Genomic DNA, 15,212 nt, shown 5'->3' with positions numbered 1-15,212 from the left:
CACTCTTGCGAGCGTACTCCCCAGGTGGGATACTTAACGCTTTCGCTAAGTCACTAACTGTGTATCGCTAGCAACGAGTATCCATCGTTTACGGCGTGGACTACCAGGGTATCTAATCCTGTTCGCTCCCCACGCTTTCGTGCCTCAGTGTCAGTACCAGCCTAGTCAGCTGCCTACGCAATCGGGGTTCTGGAAGATATCTATGCATTTCACCGCTACATCTTCCATTCCGCCAACCTCGTCTGGACTCAAGCCCTACAGTATCCATGGCAGTTCTGCTGTTGAGCAGCAGGCTTTCACCACGGACTTATAGGGCCACCTACGCACCCTTTAAACCCAATAAATCCGGACAACGCTTGCACCCTCCGTATTACCGCGGCTGCTGGCACGGAGTTAGCCGGTGCTTATTCCTCAGGTACCGTCAGTTTGTGACGCATCACCTTTTTCTTCCCTGAGAAAAGCCGTTTACAACCCAGAAGGCCTTCATCCGGCACGCGGCATGGCTGGGTCAGGCTCTCGCCCATTGCCCAATATTCCCTACTGCTGCCTCCCGTAGGAGTCTGGCCCGTATCTCAGTGCCAGTGTGGGGGATCACCCTCTCAGGTCCCCTAGACATCGTCGCCTTGGTGGGCCGTTACCCCGCCAACTAGCTAATGTCACGCAACCCCATCTGAATCCAATAAATCTTTAACTGTTCAGCGATGCCGCTCTGCAGTGTTATGCGGTATTAATCCGCCTTTCGGCGGGCTATCCCCCAGATCCAGGTAGGTTGGTTACGCGTTACGCACCCGTGCGCCACTAATGTATTGCTACATCCGTTCGACTTGCATGTATTAGGCCTGCCGCTAGCGTTCATCCTGAGCCAGGATCAAACTCTCCATTGTATAATATTCTGAGCACTTGCCGAAGCAAGGCCGATGTCGAGTGCTGATCCGACTCGTCTTAACGAGCTTCAATTCTTTTGTTACGCTTTCTTCACTCCCTCTTGCAAGAGAGCAAAGCTTACCAATTTGTCATTTCCAATCATTCAAAGAACGTCTGTCTCACCCTGTTGGTGAAACCGTGCCCGGGGCAAAACCCGGTGTGTTGTCGTACCGTGTGCGCCGCTTCCGGTCGAAGCGGGGTGCAAAGGTAAGCAGTGTTTCGCTACCTGCAAGAAAAATCGTTTCTTTTTTTCTTGCCCTGGTTCCTGGTGCGGCCGCTTCGTTCAAGCGGGGTGCAAAGGTAACCAGCAGTTCGCTTTTTCCAAGAACCCAAGCGAAAAAAGTTTTCGCCTTTCGGCCTTTTCACCGTGCGGTGCCCTCTTCCGGTTGAAGCGGGCTGCAAAGGTAAGTGGACTTTTCTGCTTTTTCCAACTCCCTGAGCCAATCTTTTTTTTCAGCCCTAGAGCGCAGGGCTCCGAAAGGAAAATAAAGCTGGTCGAGTAGTGGGATCCAACCGCGTTTCGGTTTGGGAGTGCAAAAGTGCGGCCTTTCCCCCGCCTTTCCAAACCCACTCCCCAACTTTTTTGATGAACTTGAGTAGCATGCCGGATTTCGTCAAAGCTCTGGCCTGATAAGCACGCTGGCCTGCAACCATTTACTGATGAACAGAAGGGTAAGCATTCTGAAAAAATAGTTTAGCGCACGGCGGGTTCGGTGGTCAGCGCACTTAAGTCTGGGCGGACGGTATACGGGCGCTGGGCTTCGTATTGGGCCACAGTCTGTCCTAGCTGGGCCAAAAATGGCAGGCCAACAGAGGTGTATTCGTAGGTGCCGTCGTTGATGACGCCGTCACTGTTGACGTACAAAACCGCACTGAGCATGAATTCAGTGCCGGTGAGGAGGTCGGCAAAGTAAGCCACATCCGCCACGTAGCCGTGGGACATGCCGACCACATTATATATACGCAGGCCGGGCTGGAAGCGGGCTGCGGGGCTCCGGCCGTAGTAGAGATATTTCTTGTAGGCGTCAAAGTACTGCCTGGATGTGAAAGGACGGAAGCCTGAGGCGTGTGGCGAGCTTTGCAGGTAATAGCGCAGAAAGGCATGATCCTCGACCGTTAGGGTAAAGCGCGCTTCAGGGCTAACGGCCTCGGGAAAGAGCACCGCTTTTAATATGTCGGTGACGTCTTGCAGGGGCAGGTAATTGGCGGTAGTGAAATCGTAGGGCTGACTGATTAGTTGTCCGCCGGCCCGGTAGGCGCGGCCCTGGGTGATGCGGCCCAACGGAAAGCTAAGCGGCTGTGCATTGAAGGCGGCGGGCTGTTCGTATGCAACTGCGCCCTGTTTATTATAGAAGGTGACGGGGTTGGTATGGCGGTTGGCAGCCGTGTCGCAAGGGGCGAAGCGGCGGACGATGCGCGTACTGCCGTGGCCAAGCTGCCCGAGCCGTTCGTTGAGCGGCCCCTGCCCCAGAAACTCGTAGAGGCGGTTGTAGGCGTTGTTGTCGCTGACGAGCAGCATGCGCTTGACGTAGTTGCCCACGGTATTCAGCCGGTCGGAGTCGGCAGTGGCGACGTAGGGCACGGGGGTCTGGCAGCGGAAGGCCGTGCCGGTAGCCATGGGGCTGCGGCGGGAAAGGCCGGGCTGGTGGAGCCGGTTGAGCTTTTCGAGCGCCAGAGCTGCTACGGGCAGCTTGACTAGGCTGGCCGGATTGAAGTACTGCCGGGCGTTGAGGCGGAAGCTGTGCTGGGTGAAGTGGGGCCGCTGTTGCGAGTCCCGGTTTATCTGGGTGTAGATAACCTGGAGGCTGTATTTGCCGGCCTGGGTGACGACCGGCAACAACGCGGGGTTGGACCGTAGCAAACTATCGAGCAACGGACTGTCGGCACCGGGGGGGGCGGGTGCTGCCGACGCCGGGTGCAGGTTGGGCTGGTGAGCAGCGGATAAGATCAGACCAAGCAGCAGCGCGGCGCCGGCCGGGATAAGCTGAAAAAGCATGGTGCGGAAGTTGCGCATCCTGCAATATAAGAAGCACCGCCGCCGTCGAAACCTGAAGCCCCCGAAACGAAAATGGAGCAGCACCAGCCGGCACCGCTCCATTTTTATACTTCAGAGCTCCAAACTCAACTGGCCGGGGCCGTGCGACGACGGGCCAGCAGCAGGTTGGAATCGTTTTGGCGCCAGTTATAGCCGGTTCCGAAAGGCAGGGGGCGCCGCCGGTTGGTGGAATCGGCGTAAGCTTTGGTCAGCTCAGGCTGATACTGCTTGGCGAAGAGGTTGATGGGCCGCTTGTAGACCCCGTAGTAGGTAAACTGCCAGTCGGCGGGGCGGAAATACTTCATGGCGATGCCCGAATCGTCTTGCAGCACGTAGCTGCTGCGCTCCAGAACCAGGTTGCGCACCTTGGAAAAGTAGGTTTTGTGCATCAGGTAGGTGGCCGACTTCACGTAGGTCACCACCGGGCCGAGGGAGCGGACATACTGCAGCGCCGCTTCCTTGGTCGTGCCCAGCTTCCAGTCGCTGAGGTCAGCGGAGAAGTAGTATACCCGTTTTTTGCGACCGGCTTTATCGAGCAGTTGCAGCTCCACGCCTGGAATAATTTTGGGGCCGGGTTTGCGGATAACGGCCGAATCAGCGGCGGCAAGCTGGCCCTGGGCGTCGAGCTGAACGTAGCGCACATCGGTAACGAGGTGGCCGGTGCGGGCCGCAAACAGCATCAGCAGCGGCAGGGAGCCGTCAAGCTCCACCGACTTCAGGTCGATGGCCATGTCGTTGGTGCGGAAAAAGCTGAAGTTAAGCACTGACCATAGCGACGCCTTGAGAGCGGGAAACAGCTTCGGATTTTCGAGCGTGCTCCGGCGCGGCACCGAGCCCACGGGTTCCAGCCCGACTAATACGTAAGTTTCACTGGCGGGAAACATCGTCACGACGTTCAGCAGATCGGGGCCGCTGAAGGGGTAGAACACCGTGTGGGCCATCTGCCGGGCCGAGTCCAGTTCCGTAGCCGCCCAGGGCGTGATTTTGTCGGTGCGGGTCTGGTGGTAGGAAGCCCAGCTTTTGTCGGCATCAGCGGCAAACGCCTGCCAGGCGGGCTGGGCGGCCAGAGCCCGTAAGTCACTTTGCCGGCTTACCGGCATACCGGCCAGGTAGGCGGCCACGTCCTGGACGGCAGCGGTATCGGGCGCGGGTGGTGCGGGAGCCGGCACGGTGGCGGGAGCAGGCGGCGCAGTGGGCACTTGGGCCGTCGGTTTTTGCTGCTCGGTCCGGGCAGGCTGCTGCTCCGAACAGCTCAGCACGAGGAAAGCCAGGGGCAACAGCCGGGAAAGGGAAAGACGCATGGGAAAAAGCTAAGCTGAATGGGGCGGCAAGATATTGGGTTTGGCGCAGCCGAAAGCGGCCAGAGTCGGGGAAGCCAGGCCTAGCGCGCAGAAAAATGCGCCCCTAAATTGCCCCATAACGCCTCAGGCCGCCCGCATCCGGCGTCCCAGGAAGTAGGCCAACAGTCCCAGCAGCAGCGTGGCGAGGCCATATAAGGACTCGATTGGCTTGTCGCGCAGGATGAAAATCAGGGTCCAGCCGCTCAGGGCTAGGAACACCAGCGGGGTGAGCGGGTAGCCCCAGGCGCGGTACGGTCGGGGCAGGTTGGGCTGGCGCCAGCGCAGAATAAACAGCCCCAGCACGGTCAGGAAGGTGAACAAGCTCAGTACGAACCCGGCATAAAGCAGCACTTTCTCGAAGGTACCGGTAAGTACAAACAGCAGCGTGAGGCCGGTTTGAAGCAGCATGGCCCGCACCGGAATGCCCGTTTTGCTCACCACGGCCAGGGCCCGCAAGGCGGGAAGGTCCTCCCCCATCACCTGCACGATGCGGGGGCCGGCAAAAATCATGGAGCTGACCGTGGACACCAGCAGCCCGGCAATGACGGCGCCCATGAGCCGACCCACCGCCGGACCGAACAGCTGCCCCGCGGCTACGTAACCTACTTCCAACTGCCCGGCCAGCTTCGGAATCGGGGTCGAGTACAGGAAAACGAAGTTCAGCCCCACGTAGAGCAGCAGCACCACGGCGGTGCCGGCCAGCAGAATCCGGGGCAGGTTGCGCCGGGGCTCGGCCACTTCGCCGGTCAGGTAGACGGCGGCATTCCAGCCGGAGTAGGCGTAGGACACATACACGAGCGAAATGGCGAAGGCCGGGCTGAGCAGCTGTTGCCAATCGGCGGCGCGGGGCACGAAGGAAATGGCCTGGGGCTGGGCCGTGAGCAAACCGGCGCCGATGAAAAACACCAGTACCAGCACTTTGATGGCCGTAATAACGACCTGGAGCCGACTGCCGGCCCGGCTGCTGCTGGCGTGCACGGCCGTCAGGACCAGCACTACGGCCACCGTCAGGAGCTGCGGATTCAGGCCGGGCCACACGCTGGCCGCGTACCGGCCCAGGGCCATAGCGGCCAGGGCCGTGGGCGCAGCAAATCCAACCGTGGCCGACACCCAGCCCGAGAGAAACCCGACGGAAGGGTGATAAATCTGGGACAGATAGTGGTATTCGCCGCCGGAGCGGGGCATGGCGGCGGCCAGTTCCCCGTAGCACAAGGCCCCGCAGAGCGCAATCAGGCCGCCCACGACCCAGAGCATCAGCAGCGCAAAGCCGCTCTGGATGCCCAGCACCTGAAAGCCCAGGCTGGTGAAGACGCCCGTGCCGACCATGTTGGCAATAACGATGGCCGTGCCGGCCAGAAAGCTGATTTTATAAGGACTAACGGGAATCGGCTCAGACATGCAGAAAGGTTTGGAGGCCCAAAGATGCAGAATCTGGCTGCTGCGCCCCTCCGGCCCCACTCCTCCCCCGTGCTGGACGAGGCTGTTTGGAGCAGGTCAGCGGAGAGCAGAAATGCAAAAAAGCCCACCTGCGGACGCAGACGGGCTTTTATCGGATTCTGAAAGGGCTAGCCTTTGGGGCGCTTGTAGAGTGGCACGGTGCTGCAGGGTTCCCCGTACATTACGCTGCTCACCACCGGCAGCAGCTTCTGCATGATGGCCACGTAAGCGTAGGTCGGCACGGGAACGGCGCCGCAGCCTTTAACCACCACTTTCGCGTCGCGGTACTCTTCGGCATCGAGGGCGGCAATGGCTTCGTGGAACAGCTCCTGCTCCAGAGCTTCCAGGTTGCCGAATACGTAGCGGTGGGCGTGGTTCTGGAGCTTGGAGGCCAGCAGCATGTAGGCCCAGGTGGGCACAATGGCATCGGCGGAGCAGATGATGGCCACGTTCTTGCCGTCGTATTGGGCCCAGTCGTGGGTTTTGACGAACTCGCGGAAGTCCTTTTCGCGCAGCATCAGCCCGTGAAACAGGTTTTCCTTGATGTCATATACTACCCGCTCCCCGGGGTGCAGCAGTTCCTCCAGGTTCAGGGTAGTCAGCGCACTTTGCGCCACGCGGTTGACGAAGATTTCTTCCATGGTTTTATTGCTGAGAGCTTAGAACCCAGACTTAAGAGCTTAGATACCCAACTGAAAGCGGGATACTGAATTCTCACCTCTAACTTCTAACCTTCGGAGTCGTGGTGTACACTTCTTTTAAGTAAAACGGCTCGTAGTAAGCCACGTCGCGAAAATCCTGCCGGGTGAAAGCCGCCTGCGCCAGGGTGCCCACGGCAATGGCCGAAGGCTCGATGCCGCGTAGGAACCCGGCGTTGAGATTTCCTGCCACGAACGGCTCAAACTTGGCCGCGCCGTTACCAAAGAATAACAAGCGGTGGTGGGCTAATTGTTCGGCCAGCGTGTCGGCTTCCAGAATCAGCGGGGCCGGGGCCAGCACTTCCGTGCCGTCCGCGCGGTACAAGGCGCTGTATACTTCCATGCGCCGGGCGTCGAGCATGGGGCAGAACAGCACGTTTTCGGCGTCGGCGGTGTACGCCGCTACCTGGGCCGCCATGGCCGGCAACGTCCCGACGGCAATGAGCGGCACGTCCAGAGCGTAGCACAGTCCCTTGGCCGCCGCCGCCCCGATGCGCAGGCCCGTGTACGAGCCCGGCCCATCCGACACGGCCACGGCGCTCAGGTCTTGGAGCGTGCACTGGCTGTTTTCCAGCAACTGATTCACCAGCAGACTCAGGTGCGAGGAGTGCGACTTCTCCAGCCGCAGCTCCGACTGCCCCACCAGGCTACCGTCGCGGTGCAATGCCACCGAGCAGACCGGGGACGAGGTTTCAAGAGAGAGGATGAGCGTGGACATAGTGCAAAGGTACATCTGCGCCTTGGAAGCAACGGTATCTACCCATCAATGCCAGCTCTCCCCAGTTGCTGCTCTCGGCTCCGGCTTTCTTTCCACACTTTATTAAGCCGGGGCTGAATAAACCAGACACCTACCGGCCAGAAAAGGAAACATAGCAACGTACCGAAGTAGAAACCGAATTCCGGGTCATGCTGCTTTTCAATAGACACTAAAGACACCGCCAGAAACCAGGGCCCGTGTAACAGGGCAAAAAAGGCATACAGCATAACCAGCGCCATTGGTCCTTCCCCATGAAAGCTGCGGTCATCCGTCAGAATTACCAGCGCCGAAAATGCTAAAGCCGATAAGATGATGTCGACTATAAACCAAGACAGATTGTAGTAGGCACCGCGCGGCAACAAAGGAAACAGAGCCGTTCCTAAGAACGCAAACCATATAAAGTACAGGCAATAGGCTACCGCACTAATTAAGCTGCCAATCAGCTCTGCCCCCACGATATTCAGATTCATTAGCACCAGCACGGGCAGAGTCAGTAAGAACACCTGCCAGTGCTTGGCGCGCATTGCGAAATCACCCATATAAAATGTCGACAAAAAGAAAAAGCAGCCCAAAGACGGGGCTGCTTTTTGAGGCTTTAGAGCCTGGCTCCTTACTTCCCCCCGGCCGTCTTGCGGTTGGCTTCGGGACGGGTTTTGGCTTCGGGCGTGCCGGGCTTGAGCAGGGCCGCGTAACGGGCCGGGTCGTTGAGCACGTTCATGGCCGTCAGAATGTTGGGGTCGTCGTCGAAGCTGGCCTCGATGCTGCCCTTCTGGAAGTAGTAGCGCGACACGATTTCCTGCTCCAGCATCTCCCGGATTTCGGGCTTGAAGCGGGTCAGGTCGTTGCTCTTGTTCGTCGACACCTTGCGGCGGATGGCTTCGAGTTCGTTGCGTACGTCGTCGTAGTGCTTTTCGGCCTTGGCTTTCTTGGTCAAATCGGTCAGGCTTTTCTCCACGTCGGTGTTGTAGTTGATATCCTTGTTTTTGAGGAAATCAACGAACTTCTGGTAGTCGGCGTCGGAGAGCTTGAACTCGCGGGCACTGGCAATGCTGGGGTGCTCGGCCCGGTAGCGGGTGGCAAAGTCAAACAGATAGCTTTTCTGAATCAGCACCCGGGAAATGTCGGCAATTTCCTTGTCGGCCACTTCCACGTCGGGCGCCACGCCCCCGCCGTCGTACACCACGCGCCCACTTTGGGTTTTGAAGGCCGTGCGCAGCGAGTCCGGAAACTTGCCCAGCGTGCCGTCGTCGGCGCGGTGGGCGTAGTCCACTTCCTGAATGCAGCGGCCGCTGGGAATGTAGTACTTGGCCGTCGTGACCTTGAGCTGGGAGTTGTAGCTCAGCGGCCGGGTGGCCTGCACCAGGCCCTTGCCGAAGGTCCGCTCTCCCACAATCACGGCCCGGTCGTAGTCCTGCAGCACCCCCGACACGATTTCGGACGCCGAGGCCGAGCGGTTAGAGGTGATGATGACGACCGGAATCTGGGTGTCGAGCGGGGCATCGAGGGCCTTATAGGTTTTGTTCCACTCGGTCACCTTGCCCTTGGTGCTTACCACGTCGAGGCCCTTATCGACGAAGATATTGGAGATGTTGACGGCCTCGTTGAGCAATCCACCGGGGTTGTCGCGGATGTCGAACACGATTTTCTTGGCGCCCATCTCCTTGAGCTTGCTCACCGCCACCCGGGCTTCCTTGCCCGCATCCACGGTGAAGCCCGAGAGCTGGAAGTAGCCGATTTCGGGGCTCAGCATGCCATAGTACGGCACGTTGTCGACTTGAATCTTATCCCGGGTGATGTTGATTTCAATGGGCTTTTCCTGCCCATAGCGCGTTACTTCCAGCTTGGCCAGGGAGTTGGCCTGCCCCTTGAGCAGCTTACTGATGTCGGCGTTGTTTTTCTTCTCAACGTTGACGCCGTTGATGGTCAGAATCTCGTCGCCGGGCAGCAGGCCCGCTTTCTGGGCCGGATAGCCCTCGTAGGCGGCCTGCACGATGGTTTTGCCGTTGCGCTTCACCACCACCGCCCCGATGCCGCCGTACTGCCCGGTGGTCAGGGTGCGGAAGTCCTCGATGTCGTCCTCGGGGATGTAGTTGGTATACGGGTCCAGCGACTTAAGCATGGCGTCGATGCCCGTTTTGACCAGCTTGGCGGGCGTTACCTCGTCCACGTAGTAGGTATTGACTTCCTTGAACAGGGTGGCGAAAATGTCGAGGTTCTTCGCAATTTCGAAGTAGCGCTCATTGTCCGAAGCCGAGCGGAACGATACGAGCAGCGCGGCGCCCCCGAGGAGCAGGCCGGCAACGGTCTTTTTACGCATATAAACAGCTGGAAGCGAAAAACATGACTAGGAAGGAGACACCGCGGTAGCCGCGGGGGTTGCTTCTTGCAGCAAACGCTCCAGCCCTGAAATTAATTTTTTTTCGACCAGCGCGAAAGGCTTTTTTTCCTTCCCCGTGTAAATAATGGCCAGCAGCCCCACGCCGTGGCCACCGGGCGCTTCCAGCAGCCGGTATTTATTAAGCCGGTAGGCCTCGCGCAGCAGGCGCTTGAGGTAGTTGCGGTCGACGGCGCGCTTGAAGCTGCGCTTCGATACGCTCACCAGTACCTGGGGCGGGGCCGTGGTGGGCGCCGGGGCCGGCAGCCAGACCAGGCGCAACGGGTATAAACCAAAAGAAGAACCCCGGCCGAAAAGCTCCTCAATGAGCTTTTTGCGGCACAAGTGTTCTTCTTTTGGAAACGAGTAAGAGCGCGCGGCCGGCATCTGAGCCAGTTCGGGCGCCACGGCAGGAGCCGTCAGCGGTTTAGCGCTTGTGCTTGCCTTCGTCGGATACGGTCAGGCGCTTGCGGCCTTTGGCACGACGACGGGCCAGCACGCTGCGGCCGTTAGCGGATTCCATACGCGAGCGGAAACCGTGTTTGTTGCGGCGCTTGCGCTGCGAAGGCTGGAAAGTACGTTTCATGATATGTTGAAGACTTCAGTGACAGGTAAGGCCGGCAAAGGTAAGACCTTGATTTGGAAAAGGCAAAGGCTTATCCGGCTTTTTCCGTCCGGGCTAGGTTTATGGCGTCCAAGCTATTACCTCTCCCGGCCGCCACCCGCGCCCTGAAATCCCGTAGGAAAGAACCGCGCGCCCCCCACCGATTCCGGCCCGATACTGCTAGCTTTACCTAGTAATTTCTGCTTTTCCCGCCCCTTTTCGCATGATCCACTACCACGTCGCCTTCGAGAATCCGCTCACGTTTTACCTGCAGCTGCAGATGACCTTTGAGGTGCCCGCCACGGCCCCCGAAGCCCTGGAACTGCAACTGCCCGCCTGGCGGCCGGGGCGCTACGAAATTCAGAATTTCGGCCAGAAGATCCAGCGCGTGACGGTCGAGGATGCTGCCTCGGGGGAAAGCCTGCGCTTCCGCAAGCTTACCAAGGACCGCTGGCAGGTGGCCGGCGCGGCGGGCCGCACGGTGCGGGTGCGCTACAATTTCTACGCCCACCAGATGGATGCCGGCGGCTCCTGGCTCGACGAAACCCAGCTGTATCTCAACCCGATTCAGGCCTGCATGTACGTGGAAGGCCGCCAGCAGGAAGCCTGCGACATGACCCTGGATTTGCCCGCGGGCTGGCAGATTGCCTGCGGCATGCCCCAGAGTGCGCCCCACTCTCTGCGGGCCCGCTCCTTCGAGGAGCTTGTCGACTGCCCGCTGATGGCCAGCCCCACGCTGGTGCAGCACGCCTACGAGGCCCAGGGCTTGCCTTTTTACATCTGGGTGCAGGGCGAGTGCGCCCCCGACTGGCCCCGCCTGCTGCGCGACTTCAAGGCCTTTACCGAGGAGCAGCTGGCTCTGTTCGGCTCGTTTCCGGTGACGGACTACCACTTTCTGAACCAGATTCTGCCCTACAAGCACTACCACGGCGTGGAGCACGCCAACTCAACGGTGATTGTGCTGGGTCCGGCCGAGCTGCTGATGACCGAGGCCCTGTACAAGGAGCTGCTGGGAGTGAGCTGCCACGAACTGTTTCATACCTGGAACATCAAGCAGATCCGGCCCGCCGAGATGATGCCCTACGATTACACCCAGGAAAACTACTTCCGCACCTGCTACATTGCCGAGGGCATCACCACCTACTACGGCGAGTACCTGCTGGCCCGGGCCGGAGTGCGCACCGCCGAGCAGTATTTCCAGGAGCTGAACATTGTGCTGCGCAAGCACTACGACGACCACGGCCGCTTCAACCTATCCCTGGCCGATGCTTCCGTGGACCTGTGGCTCGACGGCTACAAGCCCGGCGTGCCCGACCGCAAAGTCTCGGTGTACCATAAGGGGGCGCTGGTGGCCTTGCTGCTCGACCTGACCCTGCGCCGCCTCAGCCACCACGAGCGCAGCCTCGACGACGTGATGCGCCGCCTGTGGCTGGAATTTGGCCGGCCCGGCATCGGCTACACCGAGGACGACTACATCCGGCTGGTCAACGAAGTGGCCGGGCGCGACATGCAGGCGTATTTCGACAAGTTCGTGTACGGCACCGCCCCGCTGGAAGAACCGCTGGGCAAGGCCCTCGAGCTGGTGTGCTGCATGCTGCTGCTGGAGTCCAACCCGTCGGCTTCCGAGGGGCTGTTCGGCTTCCGGACCATCGTCAAGAATGAGCGGACCGAGGTAACCGATATCCTGCCTGACTCGCCCGCAGCGGCCACGCTCACCGTCGATGATGAAATTATTGCGGTGAATGGCAGGAAGGTAGCCATGAATCTGCAAACTTTGCTGAACGATGGTGCGCCCAGCTACGAGCTAAGCGTATTTCGGCAGAACCGTTTGCTCACGGTAACCGTTACGGCCGAGCCGGAGCGGCCCTTCTGGCCTAAAATCACCGTGGAGAAGCGGCCGGATGCTACGCCTGAGCAACAGGCCAGCTTCCGGCAGTGGCTCAAGCAAGACTTCTAAGATAAGACGCGTACCCTTTACCCCTTTTTGTATGTTTCGGCTTGGTGCGGTGGCAATAGCTCTGCTGGTGGCAGTGGGGCTCACGGCCTGTTCGCTGCGAATGCAGCCCGCGGAACGGGCGCGCCCGGCGGTGAAACCGGCCCCGGTGGCCCAGAAGCTGCCGCCGCCCAAACCGCCGCGCATCTACCGCCTCGAGCACCTCGACACGCTGGTCAAGCTGCCCGGGCGCGTTATCAACCTGTACCCAGCCCCGCGCCGCACCTACGAGCAGTTGCCCCCGCCCGCGTGGCTGGCCCCGCCGCCGGCCGAGTCGGAAGCGGAAGAGCTCGACATTGCCGCCGAGGAAAAGCGCCAGCTCCGCCAAGCCGGCCCCAAGGTGAAGCGCGTGGGCAAAACGCTTTTGTTGCAGCCCGCGGCCGCGGCCCCCGTCCGGCTGGTCGACAACCCGGCCGACGACGACTCCTACGTCACCTACGAGTACCTCACCAAGTTGCCCAACATCCATTACTGGCTCGTGGCGGCCCACCTTTACGAAGGCGGCTACTACCTACTGGTGAATCAGCAAACTGGCAAGCGCACCCGGGTGTGGAGCCCGCCGTCGGTGGCCCCCGACGGCCGGCACTTTGTGTGCGGCAACTCCGACGTGCTAGCCCGCTTCGAACCGAGCGGCCTGCAGGTGTGGTCGGCGGAGGAACCGGCCCCACGCCTGCTCTGGGAGCGGCAAACGGAGTGGGGCGTCAGCGGCCCCCGCTGGCTTGACAACAAGACTATCCTCTTCGAGCAGGACTTCTTCGACAACGGCGACGTGGACACCCGGGTGGTCCGCATGACGGTGGTGCCGTAAGCAGGCACGGATCCAGGCGGAAACCGGTAGCTTTAGAAGCTTATGGTCTATCCAGCTCTATTTCTGCTATGATGCCCTCCCGCTTCCCGGGGCTACTACTGGCCCTTGTGTTGCCGCTGCTATCCCCCCTACCCTTGCGGCGGCCTGCCGTGGCCAAGTCTTTTCTTCCAAGCCGGCCAAACCCGGCCCTGCACTTCACCGCCTACTCCCGGCAGCAATTCCTGCGTCTGCCGGCAGCAGCAAGTGACCCGTCGGAAAAAGCGAGTCTGCTGGCAGCCCGGGGCCAAGTGGTGCGCCGCCGGGGCCAGCTACTTATCACGCTGGATAACGGCAAAGTAGTCCGGCTGACCAACCACGACGGCGACAACCCGGACACGTACGCGCAGTATCGGTTCTATGGCCGCATTCCGGCGCTGCAAAGCTGGCTTGTGGAAGTAACGGGCTGGGAAAACGGCCACACGCTGCTCATCGAGCAAACGACCGGCAAACAGACCCGCCTGTGGAGTGCGCCCGTGCTGGCTCCCGACCAACTCCACTTCGTTACGCACAAGTCCGGTTTCATCTTCGACGATGATAACGGCCTGCAATACTGGGCCATTCGCGGCCACGCGCCGGTCAAGCTCTGGGAGTATCAACTGGAGTCGTGGGGGCCTGAGGAGGTGCGCTGGATCAACAATACCAGCATTGCTATCCGGCAGCAACGGGCAGACGACCAACCTACCGCTCCCCGCCGGTACGTCAGCGTGCGGCTAACCCCCTAAAGAAAAGCCCCGCCGGGTTCCTCCGGTGGGGCTTTTCTTTGGTCTGAGTGAGACTAGTGCTTGGCGTCGCCGCCATTGCCAACCTTGCTGTTCCCATCGACGGACATTGGCTTGTTGCCCTGGGGGTTGCTACGGGTATTGTGCACGCCGTGGCCGGCCGAGTTGCCGTCCGTGGTATTGCCGTGCGCAGACACGTCGGTGGTATTGGGGCTTTGCACTTGAGTGCTTTTCTTCTTGGTATTGGCCGCCGGATTAACCGAAGTCTTGTCGTTGGTCAGGTCCGTTTCTTTTTTGCTCATGCTCATGGCTTTCGAACGGGTATGGGGTGGATGATACCGTATTGTACCGAGGCAACTCCTAATTAGTTGCGCCAAGATTTGGGCATAAAAAAACCCCGCTGCTCCAGATCAGATCAGCGGGGTTTATTTGAAAATAACGCTCAGCGACGCCGTTACGCCGTTTGTACGGCCGAGGCGGGCACCACTTCCACAAGGTCGGCAAACTGCTTTTCGCGGGCTTCGATTTCCTCGGGCTTCAGGTTCAGCAGCCGCTCGGTGCCGAATTTCTCCACGCAGAACGAAGCCATGGCCGAACCGTGAATCACGGCGCGCTTCAGGTTGTCGAAGCTGATGTCGTCGGTGGCGGCCAGGTAGCCGATAAAGCCGCCCGCGAAGGTGTCGCCGGCGCCGGTCGGGTCGAATACTTCCTCCAGGGGCAGGGCCGGGGCGTAGAAAATCTTCAGGCCTTCCTTGTTGTGGTGGAACAACAGGGCGCCGTGCTCCCCTTTCTTGATGATAAGGTACTTGGGGCCCATGTCGAGGATTTTGCGGGCGGCCTTCACCAGCGAGTACTCACCGGACAGCTGCCGGGCTTCCTCGTCGTTGATGCTAAGCACGTCGACCATCTCAATGGTCGAAATCAGCTCTTCCAGGGCAATATCCATCCAGAAGTTCATCGTGTCCATCACAATGAGCTTGGGGCGGTTGACGAGGCGCTGAATCACGAGGCGCTGCACCTGCGGGGCCAGGTTGCCCAGCATCAGGTACTTGCAATCCTGGTAGGAATCGGGGATGATGGGGTCGAAATCGGCCAGCACGTTGAGCTCCGTGACCAGCGTCTCGCGGGAGTTGAGGTCTTTGGAGTACACGCCCGACCAGAAGAACGACTTCTCGCCCTGCTTGATCTGCAGTCCTTCGGTATCCACGCCGTGCTCCTCGAGCAGCAGGATGTCGGACTGCGGGAAGTCGTCGCCGACCACGGCCACCAGCTTCACGGGTTTCAGCGAATAAGAAGCCGACAGGCTGATGTAGGTGGCGGCGCCGCCGATGATTTTGTCGGTTTTGCCGAAGGGCGTTTCCAGGGCGTCGAAGGCGACAGAACCGATAACAACCAGACTCATAGTCAGAGGGGTAAGTGTGGGATGGGGCGAGGTGCCAATGCGGCAACAACGGTGCAATCAACAAAAAAGTCCCCGGAAAAAA

General features: G+C 60.0%; 14 protein-coding genes and 1 rRNA gene. 3 read left to right on the top strand and 12 right to left on the bottom strand.

Translation table 11 applies throughout. The annotated features are described in order from the left end of the window. The 10 genes from EWM57_RS02620 to rpmH all read right to left on the bottom strand — a co-directional run. Positions 1-884: ribosomal RNA gene (locus EWM57_RS02620) — 16S ribosomal RNA — on the bottom strand; the annotation flags it as partial. Between the two features lie 734 nt (positions 885-1,618). Further along, positions 1,619-2,920, bottom strand: a complete 1,302-nt coding sequence (locus EWM57_RS02615; protein ID WP_165370385.1) for a serine hydrolase — start codon at positions 2,918-2,920, stop codon at positions 1,619-1,621. 125 nt (positions 2,921-3,045) lie between these two features. Continuing rightward, positions 3,046-4,260, bottom strand: a complete 1,215-nt coding sequence (locus tag EWM57_RS02610; RefSeq protein WP_129919564.1) for a hypothetical protein — start codon at positions 4,258-4,260, stop codon at positions 3,046-3,048. 123 nt (positions 4,261-4,383) lie between these two features. After that, positions 4,384-5,697, bottom strand: coding sequence for an APC family permease (locus EWM57_RS02605; protein WP_129919563.1), 1,314 nt, complete (start codon positions 5,695-5,697; stop codon positions 4,384-4,386). Between the two features lie 167 nt (positions 5,698-5,864). Continuing rightward, a complete protein-coding gene (locus EWM57_RS02600) occupies positions 5,865-6,377 on the bottom strand; it encodes a DUF2480 family protein (RefSeq protein WP_129919562.1) in 513 nt (170 codons plus the stop codon). 79 nt (positions 6,378-6,456) lie between these two features. After that, entirely contained in the window at positions 6,457-7,152 is a 696-nt protein-coding gene (gene tsaB / locus EWM57_RS02595; protein ID WP_129919561.1) for a tRNA (adenosine(37)-N6)-threonylcarbamoyltransferase complex dimerization subunit type 1 TsaB, read from the bottom strand. 38 nt (positions 7,153-7,190) lie between these two features. Beyond that, a complete protein-coding gene (locus EWM57_RS02590; protein ID WP_129919560.1) occupies positions 7,191-7,730 on the bottom strand; it encodes a hypothetical protein in 540 nt (179 codons plus the stop codon). Between the two features lie 71 nt (positions 7,731-7,801). Continuing rightward, on the bottom strand, positions 7,802-9,508 hold the full coding sequence (locus EWM57_RS02585; protein ID WP_129919559.1) for a S41 family peptidase: 1,707 nt from the start codon (positions 9,506-9,508) through the stop codon (positions 7,802-7,804). 27 nt (positions 9,509-9,535) lie between these two features. Beyond that, a complete protein-coding gene (locus EWM57_RS02580; RefSeq protein WP_129919577.1) occupies positions 9,536-9,952 on the bottom strand; it encodes a ribonuclease P protein component in 417 nt (138 codons plus the stop codon). Positions 9,953-9,992: 40 nt separating this feature from the next. After that, on the bottom strand, positions 9,993-10,151 hold the full coding sequence (gene rpmH / locus EWM57_RS02575; protein WP_129919558.1) for a 50S ribosomal protein L34: 159 nt from the start codon (positions 10,149-10,151) through the stop codon (positions 9,993-9,995). A gap of 241 nt (positions 10,152-10,392) precedes the next feature. On the opposite strand from rpmH, the gene EWM57_RS02570 reads away from it, so the two are divergent. From EWM57_RS02570 to EWM57_RS02560, 3 genes are all read left to right on the top strand, one after another. Beyond that, entirely contained in the window at positions 10,393-12,126 is a 1,734-nt protein-coding gene (locus EWM57_RS02570) for a M61 family metallopeptidase (protein ID WP_129919557.1), read from the top strand. A 31-nt stretch (positions 12,127-12,157) separates the two neighbouring features. Continuing rightward, on the top strand, positions 12,158-12,970 hold the full coding sequence (locus EWM57_RS02565; RefSeq protein WP_129919556.1) for a hypothetical protein: 813 nt from the start codon (positions 12,158-12,160) through the stop codon (positions 12,968-12,970). A gap of 149 nt (positions 12,971-13,119) precedes the next feature. After that, entirely contained in the window at positions 13,120-13,731 is a 612-nt protein-coding gene (locus EWM57_RS02560; protein WP_129919555.1) for a hypothetical protein, read from the top strand. 53 nt (positions 13,732-13,784) lie between these two features. On the opposite strand, the gene EWM57_RS02555 is transcribed toward EWM57_RS02560, so the two are convergent. After that, positions 13,785-14,030, bottom strand: coding sequence for a hypothetical protein (locus EWM57_RS02555; protein ID WP_129919554.1), 246 nt, complete (start codon positions 14,028-14,030; stop codon positions 13,785-13,787). A gap of 152 nt (positions 14,031-14,182) precedes the next feature. Further along, positions 14,183-15,130, bottom strand: coding sequence for a PfkB family carbohydrate kinase (locus EWM57_RS02550; protein WP_129919553.1), 948 nt, complete (start codon positions 15,128-15,130; stop codon positions 14,183-14,185). Positions 15,131-15,212: the final 82 nt, after the last annotated feature.

Source organism: Hymenobacter persicinus, from assembly GCF_004167665.1.
In the GTDB taxonomy this organism is placed as follows: Bacteria; Bacteroidota; Bacteroidia; order Cytophagales; family Hymenobacteraceae; genus Hymenobacter; species Hymenobacter persicinus.
The sequence above is the reverse complement of the archived record's forward strand: the minus strand, read 5'-3'. Positions and strand labels throughout refer to the sequence as shown.

Coding starts and splice junctions, on each gene's coding strand:
- EWM57_RS02580 (WP_129919577.1), bottom strand. CDS start 9,952: ATGCCGGCCGCGCGCTCTTACTCGTTTCCAAAAGAAGAACACTTGTGC.
- EWM57_RS02565 (WP_129919556.1), top strand. CDS start 12,158: ATGTTTCGGCTTGGTGCGGTGGCAATAGCTCTGCTGGTGGCAGTGGGG.
- EWM57_RS02550 (WP_129919553.1), bottom strand. CDS start 15,130: ATGAGTCTGGTTGTTATCGGTTCTGTCGCCTTCGACGCCCTGGAAACG.
- EWM57_RS02605 (WP_129919563.1), bottom strand. CDS start 5,697: ATGTCTGAGCCGATTCCCGTTAGTCCTTATAAAATCAGCTTTCTGGCC.
- EWM57_RS02590 (WP_129919560.1), bottom strand. CDS start 7,730: ATGGGTGATTTCGCAATGCGCGCCAAGCACTGGCAGGTGTTCTTACTG.
- rpmH (WP_129919558.1), bottom strand. CDS start 10,151: ATGAAACGTACTTTCCAGCCTTCGCAGCGCAAGCGCCGCAACAAACAC.
- EWM57_RS02570 (WP_129919557.1), top strand. CDS start 10,393: ATGATCCACTACCACGTCGCCTTCGAGAATCCGCTCACGTTTTACCTG.
- EWM57_RS02555 (WP_129919554.1), bottom strand. CDS start 14,030: ATGAGCAAAAAAGAAACGGACCTGACCAACGACAAGACTTCGGTTAAT.
- EWM57_RS02610 (WP_129919564.1), bottom strand. CDS start 4,260: ATGCGTCTTTCCCTTTCCCGGCTGTTGCCCCTGGCTTTCCTCGTGCTG.
- EWM57_RS02600 (WP_129919562.1), bottom strand. CDS start 6,377: ATGGAAGAAATCTTCGTCAACCGCGTGGCGCAAAGTGCGCTGACTACC.
- EWM57_RS02585 (WP_129919559.1), bottom strand. CDS start 9,508: ATGCGTAAAAAGACCGTTGCCGGCCTGCTCCTCGGGGGCGCCGCGCTG.
- EWM57_RS02615 (WP_165370385.1), bottom strand. CDS start 2,920: ATGCTTTTTCAGCTTATCCCGGCCGGCGCCGCGCTGCTGCTTGGTCTG.
- tsaB (WP_129919561.1), bottom strand. CDS start 7,152: ATGTCCACGCTCATCCTCTCTCTTGAAACCTCGTCCCCGGTCTGCTCG.